The sequence below is a fragment of the Hydrogenophaga sp. RAC07 genome, from assembly GCF_001713375.1.
GTDB lineage: Bacteria > Pseudomonadota > Gammaproteobacteria > Burkholderiales > Burkholderiaceae_C > Hydrogenophaga.
This window is the reverse complement of record NZ_CP016449.1, coordinates 3,327,325-3,350,423: the sequence shown is the minus strand read 5'-3', so window position 1 is coordinate 3,350,423 and position 23,099 is coordinate 3,327,325. Positions and strand designations below refer to the sequence as shown.

The window sequence follows — 23,099 nt, the reverse complement described above, 5'->3', positions numbered from 1 at the left end:
CGCATGAGCCGACATTTCAGAAGCCTTTGCCTGGCCGCCGTGGCCGCCACCGCCGCCGTGTCCGCGCTGGCGCAAGACGCCTACCCGAACAAGCCGATCACCATGGTCGTGCCGTTCCCGCCCGGTGGCGTGGCCGACACCGTGGGCCGGCCGGTGGCCGAGGCCATGGGCAAACACCTCAACCAGACGGTGGTGGTGGTGAATCGGGGTGGCGCCGGTGGCGGTATCGGCATGGCGCAGGTGGCCAAGGCCGCGCCCGACGGCTACACGATGCTGATGGCGCTGTCGTCGGTGGTGGTGCTGCCCGAGGCGGACAAGATCCTGAACCGCGCGCCCATGTTCGAACTGAACCAGCTGCTGCCGATCGCCCGCATCACGGCCGACCCGACCGTGCTGGTGGTGCGCGCCGACAGCCCGTGGAAAACCTATGCCGATTTCATTGCCCACGCCAAGGCCAACCCCAGCCGGATCACATTCGGTTCGTCGGGCAACTACGGCACCATGCACGTGCCGATGGAACAACTCAAGTCGGCCACGTCCACCTTCATGCTGCACGTGCCCTACACCGGCGCCGGCCCGGCCCTGCTGGGTCTGCTCAGCGGCCAGATCGACGCCGTGGCCAGCGGCCCGGCCAGCGTGGCGGGCCAGATCAAGGCCGGTAAGATGCGGGCGCTCGCGCACTGGGGCGAAGGCCGCCTGGCGCTGTTGCCCGATGTGCCGAGCTTCAAGGAACTCGGCGTGCCGATCAGCTACTCGCAGTGGTCTGGCATCTTCGTGCCGGCCGGCACGCCGCCCGATGTGGTGGCCAAGCTGCGCGAAGCCGCACGCGCTGCGACGCGTGACGAGCGCACCATCCAGGTCATGACCACCGCCGGCACGTCGTTCCAGTTCCAGGACGCGCCCGAGTTCGACCGGTTCGTGAAGGACGACGCCAGCACCATGCTCAAGGTGGTGAAACAGATCGGCCGCGTCAACTGATTCGGTGTCCACCCGCTTGTAAAGGCGGGTGGACAGGGTGAATTCCCTAGGTTGAAAAGTCCGTAAGTTCGCTAACAATGCTGCAACGAAAACCTCCGTTGACCGGTCGAACGAGACGACCGCAACGACCGACACAGGAGCACGGATTTCCAACAGGCCCGCCGGCCTCCAGCCCGCGGGTTTTTTGATGGTGATCGACATTCATGAGCACGGACTACATTCTCGAAACGCGGGACCTGACCCGCGAATTCAAGGGATTCGTTGCGGTTGACAAGGTCAACCTCAAGGTCAGGCGTGGCTCCATCCACGCGCTGATCGGCCCCAACGGCGCCGGCAAGACGACGATGTTCAACCTGCTGACCAAGTTCCTGCCCGTGACCTCCGGCAAGATCTTCTACAAGGGCGAAGACATCACCAGCCGCAAGGCGGCCGAAGTGGCCCGCACCGGCATGGTGCGCTCGTTCCAGATCTCGGCGGTGTTTCCCCACCTCACCGTGCTGGAGAACGTGCGCATCGGCCTGCAGCGCAAGCTGGGCACTAGCTTTCATTTCTGGAAGTCCGAGTCCAGCCTGTATGCGCTCAACGACGAAGCCATGGCCCTGCTGGAGCAGGTCGATCTGGGCAGCTTTGCGCAGACCCAGACCGTTGAGCTGCCCTACGGCCGCAAGCGCGCGCTGGAGATCGCCACCACGCTTGCGCTCGACCCCGAACTGATGCTGCTGGACGAGCCCACCCAGGGCATGGGCCACGAAGACGTGGGCCGTGTGGTGGAGCTCATCCGCAAGGTGGCGGCCAACCGCACCGTGCTGATGGTGGAGCACAACATGAACGTGATCGCCAACCTGTCCGACACCATCACGGTGCTGGCGCGCGGCTCGGTGCTGGCCGAAGGCCCTTACGAGACGGTGTCCAAAGATCCCCGCGTGCTCGAAGCCTATGTGGGCACGGTCGAGGAGATTGAATGAGCGCCGCGCCGGGCCGCCCCAAGCAAGCTCGCACCGCAGTGCGCAGCACGGAGGTTTCCAAATGAGCAAGGTTCTCCTGAAGGTCGCCGACCTCAACACCTGGTACGGCGAATCGCATGTGCTGCACGGCATCAACTTCGAGATCCGCGAAGGCGAACTGGTCACGCTGCTGGGCCGCAACGGCGCGGGCCGCACCACCACCGTCAAGTCCATCCTCGGCCTGGTGGGCAAACGCACCGGCTCGATCCAGATCGACGGCGTGGAAACCATCCACATGCCGACCAACAAGATCGCTCGCCTGGGTCTGGGCTACTGCCCCGAAGAGCGCGGCATCTTCTCGTCGCTGAGCTGCGAGGAGAACCTCATGTTGCCGCCCAAGGTGGGCGAGGGCGGCATGAGCGTGGAAGACATCTACGACATGTTTCCCAACCTCAAGGAGCGTCGCAACAGCCAGGGCACGCGCCTCTCGGGCGGTGAACAGCAGATGCTCGCAATGGCGCGCATCCTGCGCTCGGGCGCTCGCATCCTGCTGCTCGACGAGATCACCGAAGGCCTCGCCCCCGTGATCGTGCAGACGCTGGGCCGCGTGATCCGCGCGCTCAAGGCCAAGGGCCTGACCATCGTGATGGTCGAACAGAATTTCCGGTTTGCCGCGCCCCTGGCTGACCGCCATTACGTGATCGAGCACGGCCAGATCGTGGCCACGGTCAACAAGAACGAGCTCGAGAGCAAGTCCGACATGCTCAATGAGTATCTGGGCGTCTGACGCCCTTCCACCAAGAGGAGACTTCCGCATGAAACGCAAACTGATTTCGACCGCCGTGACCACCGCCATCGCCACCGTGCTGGCGGGTGGTGCATCTTTTGCCGTGGCCCAGCAGGGCAAGCTGACCGGTGACGCCGTGAAGATCGGCGTGCTGACCGACATGTCGGGCGTGTACGCCGACTACGGCGGCCCCGGTGCCGTGGCCGCCGCCAAGATGGCTGTGGCCGACTTCGGCGGCACCATGTTCGGCAAGCCGATCGAGGTGGTCAGCGCCGACCACCAGAACAAGCCCGACATCGCCAAGAACGTGGCCCAGGGCTGGTTCGACCGCGACGGCGTGGACATCTCGGTGGAAAACCTGAACTCCGCCGTGGCCCTGGCCGTGCAGGCCCTCGGCAAGGAAAAGAACAAGATCACCATCACCACCGGTGCCGCCTCGGCCCGCCTGACCAACGCCGACTGCGCACCCACCACCGGCATCCACTACCTGATGGACACGATCGCGCTGTCCAACGTGGTGGGCAAGGCCATCGTGAAAGACGGCGGCGACAGCTGGTACTTCCTGACCGCCGACTACGCCTTCGGTCACTCGCTGGAAAAAGACACCGGCGATGTGGTGAAGGCCTCTGGCGGCAAGGTGCTGGGCGCTGTGCGCCACCCGCTGTCCACCGGTGACTTCTCGTCCTTCCTGCTGCAGGCACAAACCTCCGGCGCCAAGGTGGTCGGTCTGGCCAACGCCGGTGGCGACACGGTGAGCAGTGTGAAAGCCGCAGCCGAATTCGGCCTGACCAAGAAACAGAACCTGGCCGCGCTGCTGATGCTGCTGACCGACGTGCACGCCATCGGCCTGCCCACGGCGCAAGGCCTGTACCTCACCGAAGCCTGGTACTGGGACCTGAACCCCGAGACCCGCGCCTGGGCCGACAAGTACAGCAAGGCCATGAACGGCCGCAAGCCGAACTCCAACCACGCTTCGGTGTATTCGTCGACCATGCATTACCTCAACGCCATCAAGGCCGCCGGCACCGATGACACCGCGGCTGTGATGGCCAAGATGAAAGAAACGCCGATCAACGACATGTTCGCCAAGGGCGGCAAGATCCGCGAAGACGGCCGCATGGTGCACGACATGTACCTGTTCCAGGTCAAGAAGCCTTCGGAATCCAAGGGCGCGTGGGACTACTACAACCTCAAGGGCACCATCAAGGGTGATGATGCATTCCAGTCGCTGGCACTGAGCCAGTGCCCCGGCATCAAGAAGTGATCCTGGGCTGACTTGAACTGAGCCGACCGGGCGGGCCGTGATTCACGGCCCGCCCCTTTTCCCCGGACTGCAATGACTGAAATATTTGGTGTGCCGACCGCAGCCTTCATGGGGCAACTCATGCTGGGGCTGGTCAACGGCTCGTTTTACGCGATCCTCTCGCTGGGCCTGGCCGTGATCTTCGGCATGCTCAACATCGTCAACTTCGCGCATGGTGCCCTCTACATGGTGGGTGCCTTCTTCGCGTGGATGTTGCTCAATTACCTGGGGGTGAACTACTGGTTCGCCCTGCTGCTCGCACCCATCGGGGTGGGCGCCATCGGCGCCCTGATCGAGATGACCATGCTGCGCCGCCTGCAGCAGCTCGACCACCTCTATGGCCTGCTGCTCACCTTTGGCCTGGCCCTCATCCTCGAAGGTGCGTTCCGCGAGTTCTACGGCTCGTCCGGATTGCCCTACGAGCTGCCCGAGATCTTTCGCGGCGGGTTCGACCTGGGCTTCATGTTCCTGCCCAAGTACCGCGCCTGGGTGGTGTTCGTCTCCATCTTCCTGTGCCTCTTCACCTGGTACGTGATCGAAAAAACCAAGCTCGGCGCGTATCTGCGGGCCGGCACCGAAAACCCCAACATGGTCCGCGCTTTCGGCATCAACGTGCCGCTGATGGTGACGCTCACCTACGCGTTCGGCGTGGGCCTGGCCGGTCTGGCCGGTGTGATGGCCGCGCCCATCTACCAGGTGAGCCCGCTCATGGGCTCCAACATCATCATCGTGGTGTTCGCCGTGGTCGTGATCGGCGGCATGGGATCGATCCTCGGCTCCATCCTCACGGGTCTGGCGCTCGGCCTGATCGAGGGCCTCACCAAGGTCTTCTACGCCGAGCTCTCGTCCACCGTGGTCTTCATCATCATGGTCATCGTGCTCATGATCCGTCCGGCAGGTCTGTTCGGCCGGGAGAAATAATGTCCAAAGCCACCCGCAACATATTTGTGGTGCTGTTCCTGGCACTGCTGGTCGCCCCTTTCGTGGGCTACCCCATCTTCCTCATGAAGGTGCTGTGCTTCGCGCTGTTCGCCTCCGCGTTCAACCTGCTGATCGGCTTCACCGGATTGCTTTCGTTCGGTCACGCCATGTTCTTCGGCTTCGCAGCCTACGTGGCCGGCCACGCGGCCAAGGTGTGGGGGCTCACGCCCGAACTGGCGATCCTGGCGGGCACCTTGAGCGCGGCTTTCATCGGCCTGTTGACCGGCTGGCTGGCGGTGCGCCGCCAGGGCATCTACTTCGCCATGGTCACGCTGGCGCTGGCGCAGATGATCTATTTCATCTGTGTGCAGGCGCCGTTCACCTACGCGGAAGACGGTATCCAGAGCATCCCGCGCGGCAAGCTCTTCGGCCTGATCGACATGACCAACGACACCGCGATGTACTACCTCGTGGCGGCCATCTTCGCGGCGGCGTTTGCACTCATCTACCGCATCATCCATTCGCCGTTCGGGCAGGTGCTCAAGTCGGTGCGCGAGAACGAACCCCGTGCGCTCTCGCTGGGCTACAACGTCGACCGCTACAAGCTCGTGGCCTTTGTGCTCTCGGGCGCCATCGCCGGCCTCGCGGGTGCCACCAAGTCCATCGCATTCGGCATCGCCACCCTGACCGACGTGGGCTGGCAGATGTCGGGCGAAGTGGTGTTGATGACGCTGCTCGGCGGCATGGGCACCATCCTGGGCCCCACCGTGGGCGCGACTATCATCGTGACCATGCAGAACTACCTCTCGGGTCTGGGCTCCATGGTGTCCATCATCATGGGTGTGACCTTCGTGGTTTGCGTGCTCATGTTCCGTCGCGGCATCGTGGGCGAGATCGAACACCGCTTCGGTGCCAAGAAGGGCTGAGAGCCTTCGACCGCCAACAAAAAACCGGCCTTGGCCGGTTTTTTTGTCGGGTGGGAAGGGCAGGCTTCAGGCGGCCATGGCCTGCTGCGGTGCCGGCTCGCGCGAGATGTGGGCCACCGACTGCTGAGGTGAACATTCCGACCACAGCGCACGGGCACATCCTTCGCATTGGCCGCACTGCGTGGCCACACCCAGTTCCAGCTGGATGTCGTCAAAGCCCATGCCCGAGCGGGCGCACTGGGCAATGGTCTTGTCGCTGATGCGGCGGCAGATGCAAACAATCATGGTGTGGCGGTTCCGTGGTTCTGAGCGAATAATAATGAATCGCATTCAGATCCGCAATGCCGCTCGGCGGATGAACCGCTGTTCCGTCGCGAGCTGAGGGGGTCGCAGACGCAAAAAAACCGGCCAGGGCCGGTTTTTGCTGGAGCGAACAGGGATCAGGCCGAAAGATAACCTCGGCCGGCGCCGCTCATGGACGACGCGCCGACCTGGCGGCCGTAAGTGGGTTGCATCGCGTGCTGGGGCAGCAGGCTGGTCACGGCGCGCTGGCTCTGCGCATTGGCGCGCAGCACGGCCTGGCGCAGGCGGGCAAAACGCTCCGCGGCCGACAGCAAGGCTTGTTGCTGCTCGCTGCCCGGCTCGCCCAGCGCAATGACGGGTGGTGCCTGCAGCAGCACCTTCTGCATGGCCGCACTGGCCAGTTCCACCGCGGGTGCATCGCCGCGCAACAGGGCGGCTTCCAATGCATCAAGCTCCACCTGCAACGAGCCGATCCAGGGGTGGTAGTTGGTCGAGAGAGTGCTCATGGTGGGCCCGGGTGGTGGGTTGGGAATCAGGTGCGCGGGCCGAGCATTTCGGCGGCGTTGGCCAGCATCTTGTCGGCAATGGCGCCGGCATTGACCTGGAAGCTGCCGTTGGCAATCGCCTCTTTCATCGCAGCGACCTTGTCGGCGTTGAACACCTCGCTGCCGCCCGAGACCGCGCGGGCCTCGGTGGTCGACGCCGAGAGGGTCACGGTGACGCCCGCCTGGGGTTTGTTGGCCGCGCTGGCTGCCGAGGCGGCTGCGCCGGCTTCAGCGGCCGCAGGCGCCGTGGCCTTCTGGGGGCCGCCGGCCACAGAACCAATGTACGAATCCGGTGATGAATCGACTTTCATGTCACGCTCCAAACCCCGAAGTCGGGGCCTTGTCCTGACTGTATCGGCCCGTGTTTCGTGAACTTTAGTGATTCCGGTGCGGCGTTCGTCACGAATTTGCCGCCGTCTGGTCCCCGAAAGGGGTTTTCAGAGCGCCAGTTCGACGGTCTGGGCGTCCCGCACCACACCGGTGATCACGCGTCCGCCGGGCAGTTTGACCCGGGCGGTTTCGCCCACCATGCCGGCGGTGAGGGCCTTGCCCGTGGCCGAAATGCTGAAACCGCCGCCTTCGCCGCTCACCCGCACCTGGGCACCCGGTGCGAACGCCTGGGGTGCGCGCACCATGTTTTCGCGCAGCGCGAGACCGGGCGTCAGGGGAAATGCGGCCAGCTGGCCCACCCAGCGCCCGGGCACGGCCAGCACGCTGGAGCGCTGCTCGGCCCAATCGATTTCGGCGATCTCGGCGTCTTCTTGAGCCAGCGTGTCGCCCGCGGCCACCGCGCGCTTGAGCACCCAGGCCGGTCCCCAGGCCTTCACCGTGACCGGCACATACACATTCCAGCGCCTGGGGCCGTCCACACAGCGCAGGCCGATGCGGCTGCGGCCCCAGAGGCTGGAGCCCTTGGGCAGGTGGGCCTCGACCTGGTTGCAGGGCGCGAGCTTGAGCCGCGGGTCCAGGGAACCCATGACCACCTCGGCGCGCAGGGGCGAGGCGGCGTTCTGCGGGAGGGCGGTGGCCAGGGCGGGTGTCAGGAAGTCGTGCGCCATCTTTTCCAGCACAGCGGGCTCAAAGGCGTGTGCGCTCCAGCCGCACAACAGCAGCGCCATCAGTGTCAGGCGGGCTTTCATGACGGACAAGAAGGAGGGCAGGTGCTTGGGCATGGCCTGCACTGTAGGCCGCGGTGGTGGGCAGGAAAGCCGGGAAAAGGCCGCTTAAGGGGTCTTTGTTCCGGCCATTGAAGACCCTCAAGATTTCCATAATTCGTCCAACGCCCCGGTGTCCGTGCCCTCTGAGGAAGGCCAGTCACCCGCCCCGCAACCCGTGCCCTGAGGTGAACATGCTTGAACAGATGACCGCCCGGCTGGACTTTCATGCCAACGCCCTGCTGCTGCGCTCGCAGCGCCAGCAGGTCATTGCCAGCAACATCGCCAACGCCGATACCCCCGGCTACGTGGCGCGCGACTTCGACTTCGCCGCCGCGCTCAAGAACGTCTCGGGCGGCGCCGCCCGTGCCGACGTGAGCCTGACCAGCGCCGGCCACATGATTCTCGGGACCACCAGTGCGCAGGACCCCCGGCTCGCCTACACGGTACAGACCCAGCCCAGCCAGGACGGCAACTCGGTCGACCTCGACCGCGAACGCGCCAGCTTCGTGGACAACAGCGTGCGCTACGAATCGACGCTGCGTTTCATCAATTCGCATGTCAAAACCATGCTCAGCGCCATTCAAGGCCAATGAGCTGAAAGGAATCGATCATGTCGATGTTTTCCATCTTCAACGTGTCGGGCAGTGCGGTCAGCGCGCAGTCCCAGCGCCTCAACGTGGTGGCCAGCAACCTGGCCAACGCAGACGCCGTGGCCGGGCCCGACGGTCAGACCTACAAGGCCCGCCACATCCAGTTCCAGACCGTGCCCATGGGGGGCTCGGGCAACGCCGGTGTGAAGGTGAAGGACATCGTCGAGAGCCAGGACCCTGGCCGCCGCGTGCACAACCCCACCCACCCCAGCGCCGACGCTGAAGGGTATGTGAACCATTCCAACGTGAACCCGGTGGAAGAGATGGTCAACATGATCTCGGCCTCGCGTTCGTACCAGAACAACGTCGAGGTGATGAACACGGCCAAGTCGCTGCTGCTCAAGACCCTCCAGATGGGCCAGTGAGCCCGGCGAACCTCAGGACCTGACCCATGTTCATCCAGCCCATCGACACCACCAGCCTCGGCAACGCCGTGGGCAGCACCACCGGCACGGCGGCGAAAAACAACATGGACCCGGCGGCCTCGCAGGACCGGTTCCTCAAGCTGCTGGTCGCGCAGCTCAACAACCAGGACCCGCTGAACCCGATGGACAACGCACAGATGACGACCCAGATGGCGCAGATCAACACGGTCAGCGGCATCCAGGAACTCAACGCCACGCTCAAGGGCATGGCCACGCAGTTCGGCTCCATGCAGGCGCTTCAAGGCACCTCGCTCATTGGCCGCGAAGCCTTGTTGCCCGGTGAATCGCTGGCCTTCAAGAACGGTCAGGGCAAGGCGGCGTTCTCACTCGACGGCAAAGCCACCGACGTGAAGGTGGACGTCATGGGCACCAACGGCGAGGTCATCGACACCATCGACATGGGCGCCCTCAATGGCGGCCTGCACGGCTTCAGCTGGGACGCCGAAGGCGTGGACCCGGCGTCGGTCAAGGGCTTCCAGGTGCGCGCCTACAGCGGCAACGAACGCGTGGACACCGTGTCGCTGCAGCGCCTGTCGGTCGACTCGGTGAGCTTCTCCGGTGGCTCCATCTACATGTTGCTCCAGGACGGCAGCACGCGCGCCTACAACGACGTGCTTGCGTTCATGTGAACCGCTGACAACCAGCTTTTCCCACACATCTCTTTCCCCACCCCAAGGACATCACCATGGCATTCCAGCAAGGACTCTCCGGTCTGAACAGCGCCAGCCGCAACCTCGATGTGATCGGCCACAACATCGCCAACGCCAACACGGTCGGCATGAAGAGCTCGCGCGCCGAATTCGCCGAGCTCTACGCCAGCTCGATCAACTCGGGCGGTGGCAACAAGGGCATCGGGGTGACCGTGGCCACCGTGTCGCAGATGTTCACGCAGGGCAACATCACCGTCACCGGCAACGATCTGGACCTGGCCATCAACGGCAACGGCTTCTTTGAGGTCACCCAGCCCAACGGCACCATGGCCTACACCCGCGCCGGCATGTTCAAGCTCGACCGCGAAGGCAACATCGTCAACCAGCAGGGCGGCCAACTCATGGGCTACCCCACCGACGCCGACGGCAACCGCCTGAGCTTCGACAGCCAGCCGCTGTCGCTGCCCACCAGTGCGCCGATCCCTGCGCGCCAGACCAGCAACCTCGTGGCCCAGTTCAACCTGGACGCCCGCGCGCCCGTGGCCGCCAGCGTCACACCGCCCACGCCGATCACCACCTACGGCACCTCGGTGGTGGCCTACGACCCGCAAGGCATGGAAGTGCCGGTGGCCCTGGCCTTCACCAAGACCGCCAACAACACCTGGGAGGTCTACGCCAGCGTGAACGGCGGCACGCCTGCGCCGCTGGCCCCGCCCGTGAGCCTGAACTTCAACGCCGACGGCACCATCGACCCGGCTTCGATCACGCCGCCGCCCACCATCACGCTGGCCTCGCCGAACGACCCCACCGTGACCTTCCCGGTCACGCTCGACCTCACCGCGGCCAGCCAGTTCGGCACCGACTTCGCGGTGTTCGACCTCGACCAGGACGGCTACTTTCCGGGCGAGTTCGTGGGCCTGAGCATCGACGAATCCGGTGTGGTCACTGGCCGCTACTCCAACGGCGAGACCCGCGCGGCCGGCCAGGTGGCGCTGATCAACTTCCGCAACTCGCAGGGCCTGTCGCCATCGAGCGGCGGCAACTGGTCGGCCACGTACGCTTCGGGCGAGCCGGTGCGTGGCGAACCGGGCACGGGCAACTTCGGTGGCATCCGTTCGGGCGCGCTGGAAGACTCCAACGTCGACCTCACCGCCGAGCTGGTGAACATGATGACCGCACAGCGCGCCTACCAGGCCAACGCCCAGACCATCAAGACGCAGGACCAGGTGTTGAGCACGCTGCTCAACATGCGCTGATTGCGTCCCTGAATTGATCGAAGGAGCCCCGCATGGACCGCATGATCTACACCGCGATGACCGGCGCCAACGCCGCGCAGCATCGCCAATCGGTGCTGGCCAACAACCTGGCCAACGTGTCCACGCCGGGCTTTCGCGCCGAGCTCTCCACCTTCCGCGCGGTGCCGATCCGCGGCGACGGCGCCAGCACCCGCGTGTTTGCGCTCGAAGCCACGGCCGGCCACTCCGACCTGCCGGGCGCCATCACCTCCACCGGCCGCAACCTGGACGTGGCCGCGCGCGACAACGCCTACTTTGCGGTGCAGGGGCTGGACGGCACCGAGGCCTACACCCGCGCCGGCGCACTCGAAGTCAACCAGGACGGCACGCTGGTCAACGCGCAGGGCCTGCCCATGCTGGGCGACGGTGGCCCGATCGTGATCCCCGAAGGTGCGCGTGTGGACATCGCCGGCGACGGCACGGTCAGCACCCGCGTGGGCAACCAGCCTTCCGAACAGGTGGGCAAGCTCAAGCTGGTGTTGCCCGATGCGGACAACCCGCTGCGCCGCAGCGCCGACGGGCTGTTCCGCGGCCCGCAGGGCGACCCGCTGCCCGCCAGCGACGTCGCACGTCTGCAAGACGGAGCGCTTGAAGGCTCCAACGTGAATCCCATGGAGGCCATGGTCGGAATGATCGCCGTGGCACGCCAGTTCGAGGTGCAGATGCGCATGCTGCAGAACGGCGAAACGAACGACAAGACCGCCAGCCAGTTGCTGAGCATGAATGGCTAAACCCAGGAAGAAACACCATGATCAATTCACTGATGATTTCCAAGACCGGCATGCAGGCACAGCAGATGCAGCTGGACGTGATCTCGAACAACCTGGCCAACGTGTCCACCAACGGCTTCAAACGCGCCACGGCGGTGTTCGAAGACCTGATGTACCAGAACCTGCGCCAGGTGGGTGCCAACACGGCCGAGCAGGCCGAGCTGCCCACCGGACTGCAAGTGGGTCTGGGTGTGCGCACCGTGGCCACCTCGCGCAACTTCTCGCAAGGCAGCATGCAGCAGTCGGACAACCCGCTGGACATCGCGGTCAACGGCAACGGCTTCTTCCAGGTGGAGCTGCCCGACGGCACCACCGGCTACACCCGCGACGGCAGCTTCAAGCCCGACGCCCAGGGCCGCATCGTTACCTCCAGCGGTTACCCGCTCACCGCCGGCATCACGGTGCCGGCCGAAGCGCAGAGCATCACCATCTCCAGCGACGGTGTGGTCACCGTGAAGCTGCCGGGCAACCCCGCGCCGCAGCAGGTGGGCAACATCGAACTGGCCACCTTCATCAACCCGGCCGGCCTGGAGCCCATGGGCCAGAACCTCTACACCGAGAGCCTGGCCTCGGGCGCCCCGATCGCCGCCGCGCCCGGCACCGCCGGCACCGGCACCGTGATGCAGGGGTTTGTTGAGACCTCCAACGTCAACGTGGTGCAGGAACTGGTGACCATGATCCAGACGCAGCGCGCCTACGAGATGAATTCCAAGGCGATCCAGACATCCGACCAGATGCTGCAGCGCCTGAGCCAGCTGTGACCGTGAACGGAGACACCACCATGTTCCGAATTGCCGTCGCGTTGACCCTGGCCGTGCTCGCCACCGGCTGCGAAACCATGAGCACCAAGGTCGACCTGGAGCCCGTGAAACCCGTGACCTACACCCAGGTTGCGCCCACGGCCAACCCGGTGAACACCATGGGCACCGCGCCCAGTGGCAGCCTGTTCCGTGCCGCCAACTACCGGCCGGCCTTCGAAGACCCGCGCGCGCGTTTGCCGGGCGACACGCTCACGGTGCAGATCACCGAGCGGCTCAACGCCAGCCAGACCTCGTCGGCCTCGATCGACCGCAGCGGCGAGATCTCGGGCGGTGTCTCGGCCTTCCCGTTCCTCAAGAACCCGCTGCTCGACAAGCTCAACCTGGGCGCGCAGTCGGACAACAGCTTCTCCGGCGACGGCAAGAACCAGAACAACAACAACTTCTCGGGCTCCATCACCACCACGGTGCAGGAGGTGCTGCCCAACGGCTACCTGGTGGTGGTGGGCGAGAAACAGATCGGCGTGAACCAGAACGTGGACGTGCTGCGCTTCTCGGGCACGGTCGACCCCAAACAGATCCGCGCCGGCAACACCGTGGCCTCGACCCAGATGGCCAATGTGCGTGTGGAGTCGCGTGGACGCGGCGCGCAGGGTGAAGCGATGGCAATTGGCTGGTTGGCACGGTTCTTTTTGAGCGTTATCCCCTTCTGATCCCCTCCCACAATGGGTCTCGTTCTGCCCACTGAGGAATTTGCGGTGAAGTCATCTCTCTCCCCCCTGCGTTTGCTGACCCTGGCCCTGGTTTCACTCACCATGGCCTGGCCCGCCGCCGCCCAGTCGATCCGCATCAAGGAGATCGCGGCGGTGCAGGGCGTGCGCAGCAACCAGCTCACCGGCTATGGCCTGGTGGTGGGCCTGGACGGCACGGGCGACCAGACCACGCAGATGCCCTACACCGCGCAGAGCATGAACAACTACCTGCAGCAGCTGGGCTTGTCGCTGCCGCCCGGCGCCAACATGCAGCTGAAAAACGTGGCGGCCGTGCTGGTCACCGCGCAGCTGCCCGCCTTTGCCCAGCCCGGCCAGGCCATCGACGTGACCGTGTCCTCCATCGGCAACTCCAAGTCGTTGCGCGGCGGCACGCTGATCACCACGCCGCTCAAGGGCGCCGACGGTGAAATCTACGCACTCGCCCAGGGCAACCTGCTGGTGGGTGGCGCCGGCGCGTCGGCCGGCGGCAGCAAGGTGCAGATCAACCACCTGAGCGCGGGCCGTGTGCCCGGTGGCGCGCAGGTGGAGCGCGCGGTGGCCACACCGTTTGCGCTGGGCGAGACCATCGACCTCGGCTTGAATTCGAGCGACTTCCAGACCGCCAGCCGCGTGACCGACGCGATCAACCGCGTCATGGGCGCGGGTGTGGCCAGCGCGGTCGACGGCCGGGTGGTGCGCCTGCGCGCGCCGGCCAACCCGGGCGATCGCGTGGGCTTCCTGGCCAAGGTCGAAGAGATCCGCCTCGACGCTGCCATCCCCATGGCCCGCGTCATCATCAATTCGCGCACCGGCTCCATCGTGATGAACCAGGCCGTGAGCCTGGGCGCCTGCGCCGTGTCGCACGGCAACCTCTCGGTGAGCATCAGCTCCACGCCGGTGATCAGCCAGCCCAACGCCTTGTCCACCGGCGGCCAGACCGTGGTGGCCGAGCAGGCCAACATCCAGATCAGCCAGGACAAGGGTTCGCTCATCAAGCTCGACACCGCGCCGCAACTCGCCGATGTGGTGCGCGCACTCAATTCGCTGGGTGCCACGCCGCAAGACCTGCTGGCCATCCTGCAGGCCATCAAGGCCTCGGGCGCCATGAACGCCGAACTCGAGGTGATCTGACGTGAACCCGAGCAGCGCCCTGTCCAACAACGGCCTCGCGGCCGACCCCACAGCGCTCAACGCGCTGCGCTACGGCGCGGGCAAGGGCAACGACAAGGCTGCGCTGAAAGAGGCGGCCAAACAGTTCGAATCGCTGTTCATGCGCGAACTCATCAAAAGCATGCGCGAGGCCACGCAGAAGTCGGGTCTCATGGACGGCGAGGGCAGCGACCTCGGCACGGATTTGCTCGACCAGCAGTTCGCGGTGCAGCTCTCGGGCCTGCCGGGCGGCTTGTCCGAAGCGATCGAGCGCCAGCTCGGCAAACAGATGCAGAACAACGCTGCCGAGAAAGCCGGTGCAACAGATGCACTGCCCGGCAGCAGCGACGCCAGCACCGTGGGCCGCGCCAGCGTCGGCCCGCGCCAGGCCGGCTTTGTGGACCAGCACAGCGAGGCTGCGGCCACGGTTGCGCGCGAGTCGGGCATTCCGGCCAGCTACATGATCGGCCAGGCCGGCCACGAGACCGGCTGGGGCAGGAGCGAGATCCGCCACGCCGACGGCACGCCGTCGCACAACCTCTTCGGCATCAAGGCCACCGGCGGCTGGAAGGGCAAGGTCGCCGAGATCACCACCACCGAATACATCAACGGCGAGCCGCGCAAGGTCACAGCCAAGTTCCGCGCTTACGACTCGTACGCCGACTCGTTCCGCGACTACGCCAGCCTCATCGGCAACAGCCCGCGCTACGACAAGGTCATGGACCAGCTCGGCTCGGTGCAGGGTTTTGCCACGGGCCTGCAAAAGGCCGGCTACGCCACCGACCCCCAGTACGCCGCCAAACTCAGCCGCGCCATCAACACCACGCTGAGCCTGCAACGCGCTCAGGGCTGAGGAGCCCACCATGTCAGCACTCAACATCGGCGCCCGCGCCCTCAACGCCAACCTGGCGGCCCTGCAGGTCATCGGCAACAACATTGCCAACGTCAACACGCCCGGCTACTCGCGCCAGAACGTGCTGCAGCAGACCTCGGGCTACCAGCAGATGGGCAACGGCTTCTTCGGCAAGGGCATGGAGATTGCCACCGTCGAACGCTCGCACAACGCCTACCTCACGCGCGAAGCGCAGATGGCCGGCTCCGTGGCCGCGGCCGACGCGCTGCGTTACTCGCGCCTGCAGGCGCTGGAAGGTGCGTTTCCTTTGGGCACCACCGGCCTGGGCGCTGCGCTCAACGACACCCTCAACGCCTGGGCCGACGTGTCCTCCTCGCCCGGCAACCTCACCGCACGCGTGGTGGTGATCGCCAAGGGCGAAGAATTCGCTGGACGCCTGCGCAACACGGCCAGCCAGCTCGATGCGCTTGCACTCAGCACGCAGCAGCAGGTGAAGGGCTCGGTCGACGTGGTCAACGGCCTGGCACAAGACCTGGCCAAGGTGAACCAGAAGATCATCGAATCGGCCGGCAGCTCGCACACGCCCAACGACCTGTACGACCAGCGCGATGCGCTGCTGGGCGAACTCAGCAAACACATCCAGACCAGCCCGGTGGCCAACAAGGACGGCTCGGTGAGCGTGTTCGTGGCCGGCAGCCAGCCGCTGGTGCTGGGTCAAAGTGCCAACCGCCTGGCCGTGAACCCCGACCCGGCCGACAACTCGCGCATCGCCTTGTCGTTTGTGCAGGGTGGAGTGGCCACGCCCTTGTCGGAAGCCACACTGGGTGGCGGAGAGCTGTCGGGTCTGATGACCTTTCTGACCAAGGACCTCACCGCGGTGCAGAACCAGCTGGGCCGCCTGGCGCTGGCCTCGGCCACCACGGTGAACAACCAGCACGCGCTCGGTGTGGACCTGCAAGGCAACCCGGGCCAGGACTTCTTCATCCCGCCCGCGGCCGCGCTGGGCAAGACCAACCCGGCCAACACCGGTACCGCGCAGGTGAGCGCCAGCGTGAACGACCCGGCTGCCTTGATGGCATCGGACTACGAGATGCGTTTCTCCGCCGGCAGCGTGAGCGTGGTGCGCTTGTCCGACGGCGACAGCACGTCGTTTGCCGTGCCGCCCACCGCCTTCAACAAAGACGGCCTGACCTTCAACATCGATTCCGGCGCCGGCGCCCCGGGCGACCGCATCCTGATCCGGCCGTTTGAAGCCGCCGCACGCAACCTGCAGGTGGCCATCGGCTCACCCGACCGCCTGGCCGCGGCCAGCCCGGTGATGGTGACACCCGGCGTGAGCAACAGCGGTGGCCTGAGCGTGGAGAGCCTGTACGCGGTGTCCCCGTCGGCCAACCTCACCGACCCGGTGTCCATCACCTTCCAGGCCGACGGCACCTATGTGGCCACCGGCCTGGGTCCCGGCAACCCGCCGCCTGACAACGTGGGTCCGCCCGCCAGTTACAACTTCAAGCCCGGTGAGGCCATCGTGCTCAACGGCTGGAGCCTGACCTTGCGTGGCAGCCCCGGCGCGGGCGACACCTTCAACATCGACCCCGCGCCCCCGGGCTCCATCGCACAGAACGCCGGCAACGCCAGCGCCGTGCTGGCGCTGCGCGACCGTCCCACCTTTGAAGGCGTGGCCCTGGCCGACGGTTATGTGAGTCTGTTCTCCGACGTGGGCACCCGCGTGCAGGGCGCGAAGTTCGCCACCGAGTTTTCGGGCCAGATCGCCACCGCAGCCGAGACCGCACGCTCCAACGTGTCGGGCGTGAACCTGGACGAAGAGGCCGCGCGCCTGCTGCAGTACCAGCAGGCCTACCAGGCCTCGGCCAAGTTTCTGCAGATTGCCCAAAGCACTTTCGACAGCCTGCTGGCAACCGTGGGCCGCTGAACGCCACGCGCACCGGCCTGACAGGAACACACCATGCGAATCTCCACCGCCAACAGCTACGACAACACCGTGAGCCTGCTCGCGCGCCGCCAGGCCGAGCTGGCCGCACAGCAGGAAAAAATCGCCACCGGCAAGCGCGTGCAAAAGGCCAGCGACGACCCGGTGGCCGCCACGCTGGCCGAAACCGCGCAGAACCGGCTGTCGCGCACGCAAGCCGACCTGCGCGTGCTGGACAACGCGCGCAGCAGCCTGCAGCAGGCCGAAAGCGGCCTGGCCGAATCGGGCGAACTCATCCAGAAGGTGCGCGACCTGCTGGTGAGCGCGGGCAACGCCACGTTTGGTCCGAGCGAGCGCGAAGACATCGCGCGCCAGCTCGAAGGCCTGCGCGAACAAATGATTGGCGTGGCCAACCTCAAGGACAACGCCGGGCGCACGCTGTTTGGTGGTCTGGGTGGTTCGGCCACCCCGTTTGTGGACCTCTACGACCCCAGCGGCAACGGCGTGCAGTTCAACGGCCAGCGTGGTCAGGCCGCGGCGGGCAACACCTCGCTGCCGCAGGCGCTGGACGGCGACGCCATCTGGATGCGCGTGCCCCAGGGCAACGGCAGCTTCACGCTCAGCCTGGACGCCGGCAACACCGGCAGCGTGAGCACCAGCGTGGGTGAGGTCAGCGACCCGACCGCGCTCACCGGTGACGACTACCGCATCGACTTTGCCCAGGTGGCCGGGGTCATGCAGTACACCGTGACCAACGTCACCACGCCCGCCGCCAACCCCATGCCCGGCCAGACCGGCGTGCCCTACACCAACGGCATGACCATCGAATTCGATGGCCAGTCGCTGCAGATGAATGGCCAACCCGCCGCGGGCGACCAGGTCGACCTGGTGCCCAGCACCAACACCGACATCTTCAGCGTGGTGGAAGACGCCATCGCCGCCCTGCGCTACACCGGTGCCAACAACAGCGCCCACCGCACCCAGGAACTCGCGCGCACCATCACCGAGCTCGACGCCGGGCACGACCGCGTGTTGCTGGCCCGCGGTCGCGCCGGCGAATGGCTCAACCGCGGTGACTCGCTCGACGCCCTGATGGAAGACCGCAGCGTCGACCTCAAGACGGAAAAATCCCGCCTGGAAGATCTGGACATGGTCCAGGGCATTTCCGATTTCCAGACCCAGCAGCTCGGCCTGGAGGCCGCGCTCAAGTCGTACGCGCAGGTGCAGCGCCTGTCGCTGTTCCAGGTGATCAATTGAAACGTTTGCACCCATGTTGAGCCACACCGTTCTGGACAGTCTGGCGCTCGGCTACGAACCGGTGTGGAACCGCGAACGCCAGCTCGCCGCGGTGCGCCTGTGTGTGCACCCCATCCACGCCGCAGCGGTCGACGCTGCCCACCTCATGCAGGCGCTGGGCGACGACTGGCCCGAGAGCGCGCCGGTGCTCATCATCTCCATCGATTCGCCCCGGTTGCTGCAACAGGCGCTGGCCTGCGCGCCGGTGCACAACACCTGGCTCGAAGTGCCCGCCGCGCCGTTCGAAGTGCCCGAGAGCCTGGCCGGGCTGTCGGTGGCCAACCGGCGCGGGCACCGCCTCGTGCGACGCACCGATCTGGCCGCACTGCGACAAGGCAAGCCACCCGGTTTCGACGTGCGCAACCTGCTTCAGCTCAGCCCGCAAGAAGCGGCCGACATCCTGCAAGCCCAGTCCACCCCCGGCCTGCACCAGCGCAGCCAGGGCCTGCCGCCCGCGCAGCTCTTTCATGGCGTGCAGACCCAGACGCTGGCCCGCCACCTGCTCGACGATGCCGGTGCCTGGGGCCTGCTCGGCTGGCCCGATGCCGACGTCTTGTTCGCCCACCGCCACCAGCCCATCTCGTGCGACCCACGCGTGATCCGGCAGATCCTGCAGGCCATCGACGACGACTGTTCGCTCGAACGGCTGGAGCGCCTGGTGCGGCAAGACCCGGTGCTGGTCTACCGCATCCTGCTGCTGGTGAACTCGGCCGCGTACGGCGGCCGCCACGAAATCGGCTCGCTGCGCCACGCACTCATGATGCTGGGCTTTCGCGAACTCGGCCGCTGGCTGTTTGAACAGGCTCCCGGCAGCGAAACCGACAACGACCTGCAACCCGTGCGCGCGGCCATGGTCATGCGCGCGCGCCTTGCGCAGCACCTGCTGGCCACCGGCTCCGAAGACAACCTGCGGCTGGAGGTCTACACCACCGCGCTGTTTGCCCACCTCGACAAACTGCTGCACGCGCCCTTGAGCGAGCTGCTGCACAAGCTGCCGCTCTCGGGCCGTTTGTACGACGCGGTGCTGCGCCACGACGGGCCGTACCACCCGCTGCTGGACGTGGCGCGCGCCCAGGGCGAACCGGCCCAGTTGCACCGCCTGAACGCGGTGTGCGACCGCAACGACGTGAGCCTGGAACAGGCCAACCGCGCACTCATCCGCATGCTGGCCACCAGCCGCGATCACGCGGGTGTGCGCTCCGAGCGACTCGTTTAACGGGACAGCTTTACCGGAGAGGGGTTTCACTCCCTCTCCCTCCGGGAGAGGGCAGGGGTGAGGGCTCGCGCGCTACGATCTCCCTCATGACCGCAGCCACCCCCCACAACACCCCCCACCACACCAGCGCCCTCGTGCTGTTTTCCGGCGGGCAAGACTCCACCACCTGCCTCGCCCACGCCTTGGAGCGTTTCCCGCGCGTGGAAACCCTGGGCTTCGACTACGGCCAGCGCCACAGCGTGGAAATGACGGCCCGCCCCGTGGTGCTGCGCGAACTGCGCGAGCGCTTCCCGCAGTGGGCCGACCGCCTGGGCGAAGACCATGTGCTCGACCTCGCCGTGCTTGGCAAGGTCAGCGAAACATCGCTCACGCGCGACATGGCCTTTCGCATGGAAGAGAACGGCCTGCCCAACACCTTCGTGCCCGGCCGCAACCTGCTGTTCCTCACGCTCGCCGCCGCCCTCGCTTACCGCCGTGGCATCCAGGTCATCGTCACCGGCGTCTGCGAGACCGACTTTTCGGGCTACCCCGACTGCCGCGACGACACCATGAAAGCGCTGCAAGTCGCGCTGTCCCTCGGCATGGACCACCGCTTCCTCATCGACACCCCGCTCATGTGGATCGACAAAGCCGCCACCTGGCGCCTGGCCGAAACCCTGGGCGGCAAAACGCTGGTGGATTTGATCGTGGAACACACCCACACCTGCTACCTCGGCGACCGCGAGCACCGGCATGCGTGGGGGTACGGGTGCGGGACCTGCCCGGCTTGCGAGTTGCGGGCGCGGGGGTGGATGGGCTACGTGGGCGAAGCCAGCAGCTTGTAGCGCGCGTCCCCCGTCGAATCAGGCGTGAACGACCACTGCGTGCGGTGAAACGCCGCCACGCCCGGCCGGTGCGCGATGGACACCAGCGCGCCGTTGCTCTCTTTCACCAGCGCCTGCAGCCGCGCGTACAGCGTGGCTTCGGCCGCCTCGTCCAGCGCGCTCGTGGCTTCGTCCACAAACAGCCAGCGCGGTTTCTTGAGCATCGCGCGGGCGATGGCCAGGCGTTGTTGTTCGCCTCCCGAGAGCTTCTGGCCCCAGGCGTCGTGTTCGTCCAGCCGCGTGGACAGGTCGGGCAGCAGCGCCTCGCGCAGGGCGTGTTGCAGCTCGTCGTCGCTGTAGCGCCCGGCGGGTTCGGGGTAGGCCAGGGCATCGCGCAGCGAGCCCAACGGGAAGTAGGGGCGCTGCGGCAAAAACATCACCTGGTTCGCAAAGCCCGCGGGCGTGCGCAGGCTGCGCTGGGCCCAGGGCCAGATGCCGGCGAGGCCGCGGAACAGCGTGGACTTGCCGCTGCCCGACGGGCCTTTGACCAGCACCGTGTCGCCAGGTGACACCCGCAGGCCGTGCACCGCCAGCAGCGCCACGCCGCCGGGCAAGGCGAGTTGAAGGTCGTCGATGGCGAGCGTGTCGTCGGTGTTGGGCAGCGGGGCGGCGACGTGTTCGGAGGCTTCCAGCGCCTGGAAACTTTCTTCAAAGCTGGTGATGCGGTCGGTGGTGGCGCGCCAGGCGGCCAGGCTGCTGTAGTTGTCGACGAACCACGAGAGCGAGTCCTGCACGCGGCCAAAGGCCGAGGAGATCTGGATCAATTCACCGAGCTGGATCGCGCCACTGAAGAAGCGCGGCGCTGCCACGATGAACGGGAACACCACGGCGGCCTGCCCGAAGCCCACGGTGAACCAGGTCAGGCGTTTCTGCGCGTTGATGAGCTTGAGGTAGTTGCCGATGACGTCGCCGAAGCGTCCGCCGAGCTGCCGGCGCTCCACCGGTTCACCCCGGTCGAGCGCGATCGATTCGCTGTACTCGCGCACGCGCACCAGGTGGTGGCGGAAGTCGGCTTCATAGCGCTGCTGCTTGAAGTTCAGCGCGATCTGCGAGCGGCCCAGGTAGTGCGTGATCACGCTGCCGAGCGCGCAGTAGAGCACCGCCATCCACACCATGAAGCCGGGGATGGTGTATTCGCCACCATTGAACGAGAAGGCAAAGCTGCCCGAGAGCGTCCACAAGATGCCGACAAAACTCACCAGCGTGACCGCGGCATTGAGCAGGCCCATGGTCAGGCTCACCGAGTAGCTGGTGAAGAGGTTCATGTCTTCCGCGATGCGCTGGTCCGGGTTGTCGGGCGGGGCGTCCTCGCCGCGGGCGAAGCGCGCGAGTTCGAGGTGGTAGAAGGCCTTGTGGGAGAGCCAGCGGTCGAGGTAGTGGCCGGTCATCCAGGCGCGCCAGCGCATTTCGAGCAACTGTGTGAGGTAGAAGCGGTAGACCGCGATGATGATGAAGCCGAAGGCCAGATACGTGAAGCGACCGAGCTCGCGCCAGAACACCGCAGCGTCCTTGTTCTGCAGCGCGTCGTAGAACACGCGGTTCCACTCGTTGAGCAGCACCAGCATGTAGACCGAGCCCAGGTTGAGCGCCACGATGGCGGCCAGCAGCGCTCGTGCTTTCCACTTTTCTTCCGACTGGAAGTAGGGCACGGTGAGGCGGCCCACCTTGCCCGCGAACGCGCGGAAGCTCTGGAATTTTTCGCTCAGGGTCATGGAGACCTCAAGGTTGGGAGTCAGGGGTTGGAGATGCCGCTGGCGACATGGCCCGCAGGCACATGCAGCGACGCCGATTCGATGTGCCCGGTCTGGTCGTCAAAGAAAAAGTCGGGCTCGAACTCGCGCAGGAATTCGCCCTTGGGCAGGCCGCCGAGGAACATGGCTTCATCGACCTCGATGTTCCAGTTCATCAGCGTGCGGATGGCGCGCTCGTGCGCCGGTGCGCTGCGCGCCGTGACCAGCGCGGTGCGCACGCGCATGAGCGGCGTGCCTTCGCTCTGCAGGCGGTGCAGGGCTTCGAGCAGGGGCTTGAACGGGCCGCCGGCCAGCGGCAGACCGGCCTTGCTCGCTTCGTGTTCCTGAAAGGCCGAGAGGCCTTGCGCCTGATAAACGCGCTCGGCCTCGTCGGAGAACAGCACGGCGTCGCCGTCAAACGCGATGCGCACTTCGTGCGGATGTGCGTCGCTGGCGTGCACCGAGTGGGGGTACACCTGCGCGGCGGGCACGCCGGCGTCGAGCGCGGCGCGCACGTCGGCCAGGTGGGTGGAGAGGAAGAGGTTGGCGCGCAGCGGGCGCAAATAGCGCCAGGGCGGCTGGCCACGCGTGAAGCTGCCGCGCTGGATGGGCAGTCCGTAGTGTTTGGCCGAGCGGAACACGCGCATGCCCGAGACCGGGTCGTTGCGCGAAAGGATCACCACCTCCACGCGCTGGGCATCGGCGTCGTTGAACGCGAGCAGCTTGTGCACCAGCGAAAACGCCACGCCGGGCTGCGCGGGGGTGTCCAGCCGCTCCAGCTGCAGCTTCATGTAGACGCGGTCGTCTCCGGTTTCGAACAGCCGGTTCTCTTCTTCAAAATCGAACAGCGCGCGGGAAGAGATGGCAACGACGAGCTTGCCCTCCAGGGTCACACCCATGT

General features: G+C 66.0%; 25 protein-coding genes. 19 read left to right on the top strand and 6 right to left on the bottom strand.

Annotated features, from left to right (window positions below; translation table 11 throughout):
- Positions 1-3 precede the first annotated feature (3 nt).
- The 6 genes from BSY239_RS15715 to BSY239_RS15690 all read left to right on the top strand — a co-directional run bounded on the left by BSY239_RS15715 (position 4) and on the right by BSY239_RS15690 (position 5,859).
- On the top strand, positions 4-978 hold the full coding sequence (locus BSY239_RS15715) for a tripartite tricarboxylate transporter substrate binding protein (RefSeq protein ID WP_069047616.1): 975 nt from the start codon (positions 4-6) through the stop codon (positions 976-978).
- 203 nt (positions 979-1,181) lie between these two features.
- Positions 1,182-1,943: an ABC transporter ATP-binding protein gene (locus BSY239_RS15710; RefSeq protein WP_069047615.1), complete on the top strand. Its 762-nt coding sequence runs from the start codon at positions 1,182-1,184 to the stop codon at positions 1,941-1,943.
- Positions 1,944-2,004: 61 nt separating this feature from the next.
- Entirely contained in the window at positions 2,005-2,709 is a 705-nt protein-coding gene (locus BSY239_RS15705) for an ABC transporter ATP-binding protein (protein WP_069047614.1), read from the top strand.
- 28 nt (positions 2,710-2,737) lie between these two features.
- Positions 2,738-3,973, top strand: coding sequence for an ABC transporter substrate-binding protein (locus BSY239_RS15700; protein ID WP_069047613.1), 1,236 nt, complete (start codon positions 2,738-2,740; stop codon positions 3,971-3,973).
- A 72-nt stretch (positions 3,974-4,045) separates the two neighbouring features.
- The gene (locus tag BSY239_RS15695; protein WP_069047612.1) at positions 4,046-4,933 is read left to right on the top strand and encodes a branched-chain amino acid ABC transporter permease; all 888 of its coding nucleotides are present in this window, start codon (positions 4,046-4,048) and stop codon (positions 4,931-4,933) included.
- Complete coding sequence (locus BSY239_RS15690) at positions 4,933-5,859, top strand: branched-chain amino acid ABC transporter permease (RefSeq protein ID WP_069047611.1); 927 nt, start codon at positions 4,933-4,935, stop codon at positions 5,857-5,859. Before BSY239_RS15695 ends, BSY239_RS15690 begins: the two co-directional genes overlap by 1 nt.
- 66 nt (positions 5,860-5,925) lie before the next feature.
- Here BSY239_RS15690 and BSY239_RS15685 read toward each other — a convergent pair whose 3' ends face one another.
- The 4 genes from BSY239_RS15685 to flgA form a co-directional block, all read right to left on the bottom strand.
- Positions 5,926-6,144 carry a (2Fe-2S)-binding protein gene (locus BSY239_RS15685; protein WP_069047610.1) on the bottom strand — a complete coding sequence of 73 codons (219 nt, stop codon included), beginning with the start codon at positions 6,142-6,144 and terminating at the stop codon, positions 5,926-5,928.
- Between the two features lie 155 nt (positions 6,145-6,299).
- Complete coding sequence (locus BSY239_RS15680) at positions 6,300-6,668, bottom strand: hypothetical protein (RefSeq protein ID WP_069047609.1); 369 nt, start codon at positions 6,666-6,668, stop codon at positions 6,300-6,302.
- A 26-nt stretch (positions 6,669-6,694) separates the two neighbouring features.
- On the bottom strand, positions 6,695-7,018 hold the full coding sequence (flgM, locus tag BSY239_RS15675) for a flagellar biosynthesis anti-sigma factor FlgM (RefSeq protein ID WP_069047608.1): 324 nt from the start codon (positions 7,016-7,018) through the stop codon (positions 6,695-6,697).
- A 126-nt stretch (positions 7,019-7,144) separates the two neighbouring features.
- Positions 7,145-7,879, bottom strand: coding sequence for a flagellar basal body P-ring formation chaperone FlgA (gene flgA / locus BSY239_RS15670; RefSeq protein WP_069047607.1), 735 nt, complete (start codon positions 7,877-7,879; stop codon positions 7,145-7,147).
- A gap of 176 nt (positions 7,880-8,055) precedes the next feature.
- Here flgA and flgB point away from each other — a divergent pair, with 176 nt between their 5' ends.
- From flgB to queC, 13 genes are all read left to right on the top strand, one after another.
- Positions 8,056-8,457, top strand: a complete 402-nt coding sequence (gene flgB / locus BSY239_RS15665) for a flagellar basal body rod protein FlgB (RefSeq protein ID WP_069049029.1) — start codon at positions 8,056-8,058, stop codon at positions 8,455-8,457.
- Positions 8,458-8,474: 17 nt separating this feature from the next.
- Complete coding sequence (gene flgC / locus BSY239_RS15660) at positions 8,475-8,879, top strand: flagellar basal body rod protein FlgC (RefSeq protein ID WP_069047606.1); 405 nt, start codon at positions 8,475-8,477, stop codon at positions 8,877-8,879.
- A 26-nt stretch (positions 8,880-8,905) separates the two neighbouring features.
- A complete protein-coding gene (locus BSY239_RS15655; RefSeq protein ID WP_069047605.1) occupies positions 8,906-9,568 on the top strand; it encodes a flagellar hook assembly protein FlgD in 663 nt (220 codons plus the stop codon).
- Between the two features lie 56 nt (positions 9,569-9,624).
- Positions 9,625-10,845 (top strand): flagellar hook protein FlgE, encoded by a 1,221-nt coding sequence (flgE, locus tag BSY239_RS15650; RefSeq protein ID WP_069047604.1) that lies wholly within the window; start codon positions 9,625-9,627, stop codon positions 10,843-10,845.
- A 32-nt stretch (positions 10,846-10,877) separates the two neighbouring features.
- On the top strand, positions 10,878-11,615 hold the full coding sequence (gene flgF / locus BSY239_RS15645) for a flagellar basal-body rod protein FlgF (RefSeq protein ID WP_069047603.1): 738 nt from the start codon (positions 10,878-10,880) through the stop codon (positions 11,613-11,615).
- A 17-nt stretch (positions 11,616-11,632) separates the two neighbouring features.
- Positions 11,633-12,415 carry a flagellar basal-body rod protein FlgG gene (gene flgG / locus BSY239_RS15640; RefSeq protein WP_069047602.1) on the top strand — a complete coding sequence of 261 codons (783 nt, stop codon included), beginning with the start codon at positions 11,633-11,635 and terminating at the stop codon, positions 12,413-12,415.
- A 20-nt stretch (positions 12,416-12,435) separates the two neighbouring features.
- Complete coding sequence (locus tag BSY239_RS15635; protein WP_069049028.1) at positions 12,436-13,125, top strand: flagellar basal body L-ring protein FlgH; 690 nt, start codon at positions 12,436-12,438, stop codon at positions 13,123-13,125.
- A 12-nt stretch (positions 13,126-13,137) separates the two neighbouring features.
- A complete protein-coding gene (locus BSY239_RS15630; RefSeq protein WP_069047601.1) occupies positions 13,138-14,295 on the top strand; it encodes a flagellar basal body P-ring protein FlgI in 1,158 nt (385 codons plus the stop codon).
- Position 14,296: 1 nt separating this feature from the next.
- A complete protein-coding gene (gene flgJ, locus BSY239_RS15625) occupies positions 14,297-15,166 on the top strand; it encodes a flagellar assembly peptidoglycan hydrolase FlgJ (RefSeq protein ID WP_069047600.1) in 870 nt (289 codons plus the stop codon).
- Positions 15,167-15,176: 10 nt separating this feature from the next.
- A complete protein-coding gene (flgK, locus tag BSY239_RS15620) occupies positions 15,177-17,096 on the top strand; it encodes a flagellar hook-associated protein FlgK (protein WP_069047599.1) in 1,920 nt (639 codons plus the stop codon).
- A 33-nt stretch (positions 17,097-17,129) separates the two neighbouring features.
- Positions 17,130-18,350, top strand: coding sequence for a flagellar hook-associated protein FlgL (flgL, locus tag BSY239_RS15615; protein ID WP_069047598.1), 1,221 nt, complete (start codon positions 17,130-17,132; stop codon positions 18,348-18,350).
- Positions 18,351-18,363: 13 nt separating this feature from the next.
- A complete protein-coding gene (locus tag BSY239_RS15610; protein WP_069047597.1) occupies positions 18,364-19,605 on the top strand; it encodes an HDOD domain-containing protein in 1,242 nt (413 codons plus the stop codon).
- Positions 19,606-19,691: 86 nt separating this feature from the next.
- Positions 19,692-20,429, top strand: a complete 738-nt coding sequence (gene queC / locus BSY239_RS15605; protein WP_069047596.1) for a 7-cyano-7-deazaguanine synthase QueC — start codon at positions 19,692-19,694, stop codon at positions 20,427-20,429.
- On the opposite strand, the gene BSY239_RS15600 is transcribed toward queC, so the two are convergent.
- Together BSY239_RS15600 and BSY239_RS15595 are read right to left on the bottom strand one after the other, a co-directional pair.
- Positions 20,402-22,180, bottom strand: coding sequence for an ABC transporter ATP-binding protein/permease (locus BSY239_RS15600; RefSeq protein ID WP_069047595.1), 1,779 nt, complete (start codon positions 22,178-22,180; stop codon positions 20,402-20,404). The genes queC and BSY239_RS15600 overlap by 28 nt on opposite strands.
- A gap of 20 nt (positions 22,181-22,200) precedes the next feature.
- On the bottom strand, positions 22,201-23,097 hold the full coding sequence (locus BSY239_RS15595) for a 5'-nucleotidase (RefSeq protein ID WP_069047594.1): 897 nt from the start codon (positions 23,095-23,097) through the stop codon (positions 22,201-22,203).
- Positions 23,098-23,099: the final 2 nt, after the last annotated feature.

Bases quoted from the DNA above. Each gene is read 5' to 3' on its own strand.
- BSY239_RS15715 (WP_069047616.1), top strand. From the start codon at position 4: ATGAGCCGACATTTCAGAAGCCTTTGCCTGGCCGCCGTGGCCGCCACC.
- BSY239_RS15710 (WP_069047615.1), top strand. From the start codon at position 1,182: ATGAGCACGGACTACATTCTCGAAACGCGGGACCTGACCCGCGAATTC.
- BSY239_RS15705 (WP_069047614.1), top strand. From the start codon at position 2,005: ATGAGCAAGGTTCTCCTGAAGGTCGCCGACCTCAACACCTGGTACGGC.
- BSY239_RS15700 (WP_069047613.1), top strand. From the start codon at position 2,738: ATGAAACGCAAACTGATTTCGACCGCCGTGACCACCGCCATCGCCACC.
- BSY239_RS15695 (WP_069047612.1), top strand. From the start codon at position 4,046: ATGACTGAAATATTTGGTGTGCCGACCGCAGCCTTCATGGGGCAACTC.
- BSY239_RS15690 (WP_069047611.1), top strand. From the start codon at position 4,933: ATGTCCAAAGCCACCCGCAACATATTTGTGGTGCTGTTCCTGGCACTG.
- BSY239_RS15685 (WP_069047610.1), bottom strand. From the start codon at position 6,144: ATGATTGTTTGCATCTGCCGCCGCATCAGCGACAAGACCATTGCCCAG.
- BSY239_RS15680 (WP_069047609.1), bottom strand. From the start codon at position 6,668: ATGAGCACTCTCTCGACCAACTACCACCCCTGGATCGGCTCGTTGCAG.
- flgM (WP_069047608.1), bottom strand. From the start codon at position 7,018: ATGAAAGTCGATTCATCACCGGATTCGTACATTGGTTCTGTGGCCGGC.
- flgA (WP_069047607.1), bottom strand. From the start codon at position 7,879: ATGCCCAAGCACCTGCCCTCCTTCTTGTCCGTCATGAAAGCCCGCCTG.
- flgB (WP_069049029.1), top strand. From the start codon at position 8,056: ATGCTTGAACAGATGACCGCCCGGCTGGACTTTCATGCCAACGCCCTG.
- flgC (WP_069047606.1), top strand. From the start codon at position 8,475: ATGTCGATGTTTTCCATCTTCAACGTGTCGGGCAGTGCGGTCAGCGCG.
- BSY239_RS15655 (WP_069047605.1), top strand. From the start codon at position 8,906: ATGTTCATCCAGCCCATCGACACCACCAGCCTCGGCAACGCCGTGGGC.
- flgE (WP_069047604.1), top strand. From the start codon at position 9,625: ATGGCATTCCAGCAAGGACTCTCCGGTCTGAACAGCGCCAGCCGCAAC.
- flgF (WP_069047603.1), top strand. From the start codon at position 10,878: ATGGACCGCATGATCTACACCGCGATGACCGGCGCCAACGCCGCGCAG.
- flgG (WP_069047602.1), top strand. From the start codon at position 11,633: ATGATCAATTCACTGATGATTTCCAAGACCGGCATGCAGGCACAGCAG.
- BSY239_RS15635 (WP_069049028.1), top strand. From the start codon at position 12,436: ATGTTCCGAATTGCCGTCGCGTTGACCCTGGCCGTGCTCGCCACCGGC.
- BSY239_RS15630 (WP_069047601.1), top strand. From the start codon at position 13,138: ATGGGTCTCGTTCTGCCCACTGAGGAATTTGCGGTGAAGTCATCTCTC.
- flgK (WP_069047599.1), top strand. From the start codon at position 15,177: ATGTCAGCACTCAACATCGGCGCCCGCGCCCTCAACGCCAACCTGGCG.
- flgL (WP_069047598.1), top strand. From the start codon at position 17,130: ATGCGAATCTCCACCGCCAACAGCTACGACAACACCGTGAGCCTGCTC.
- BSY239_RS15610 (WP_069047597.1), top strand. From the start codon at position 18,364: ATGTTGAGCCACACCGTTCTGGACAGTCTGGCGCTCGGCTACGAACCG.
- queC (WP_069047596.1), top strand. From the start codon at position 19,692: ATGACCGCAGCCACCCCCCACAACACCCCCCACCACACCAGCGCCCTC.
- BSY239_RS15600 (WP_069047595.1), bottom strand. From the start codon at position 22,180: ATGACCCTGAGCGAAAAATTCCAGAGCTTCCGCGCGTTCGCGGGCAAG.
- BSY239_RS15595 (WP_069047594.1), bottom strand. From the start codon at position 23,097: ATGGGTGTGACCCTGGAGGGCAAGCTCGTCGTTGCCATCTCTTCCCGC.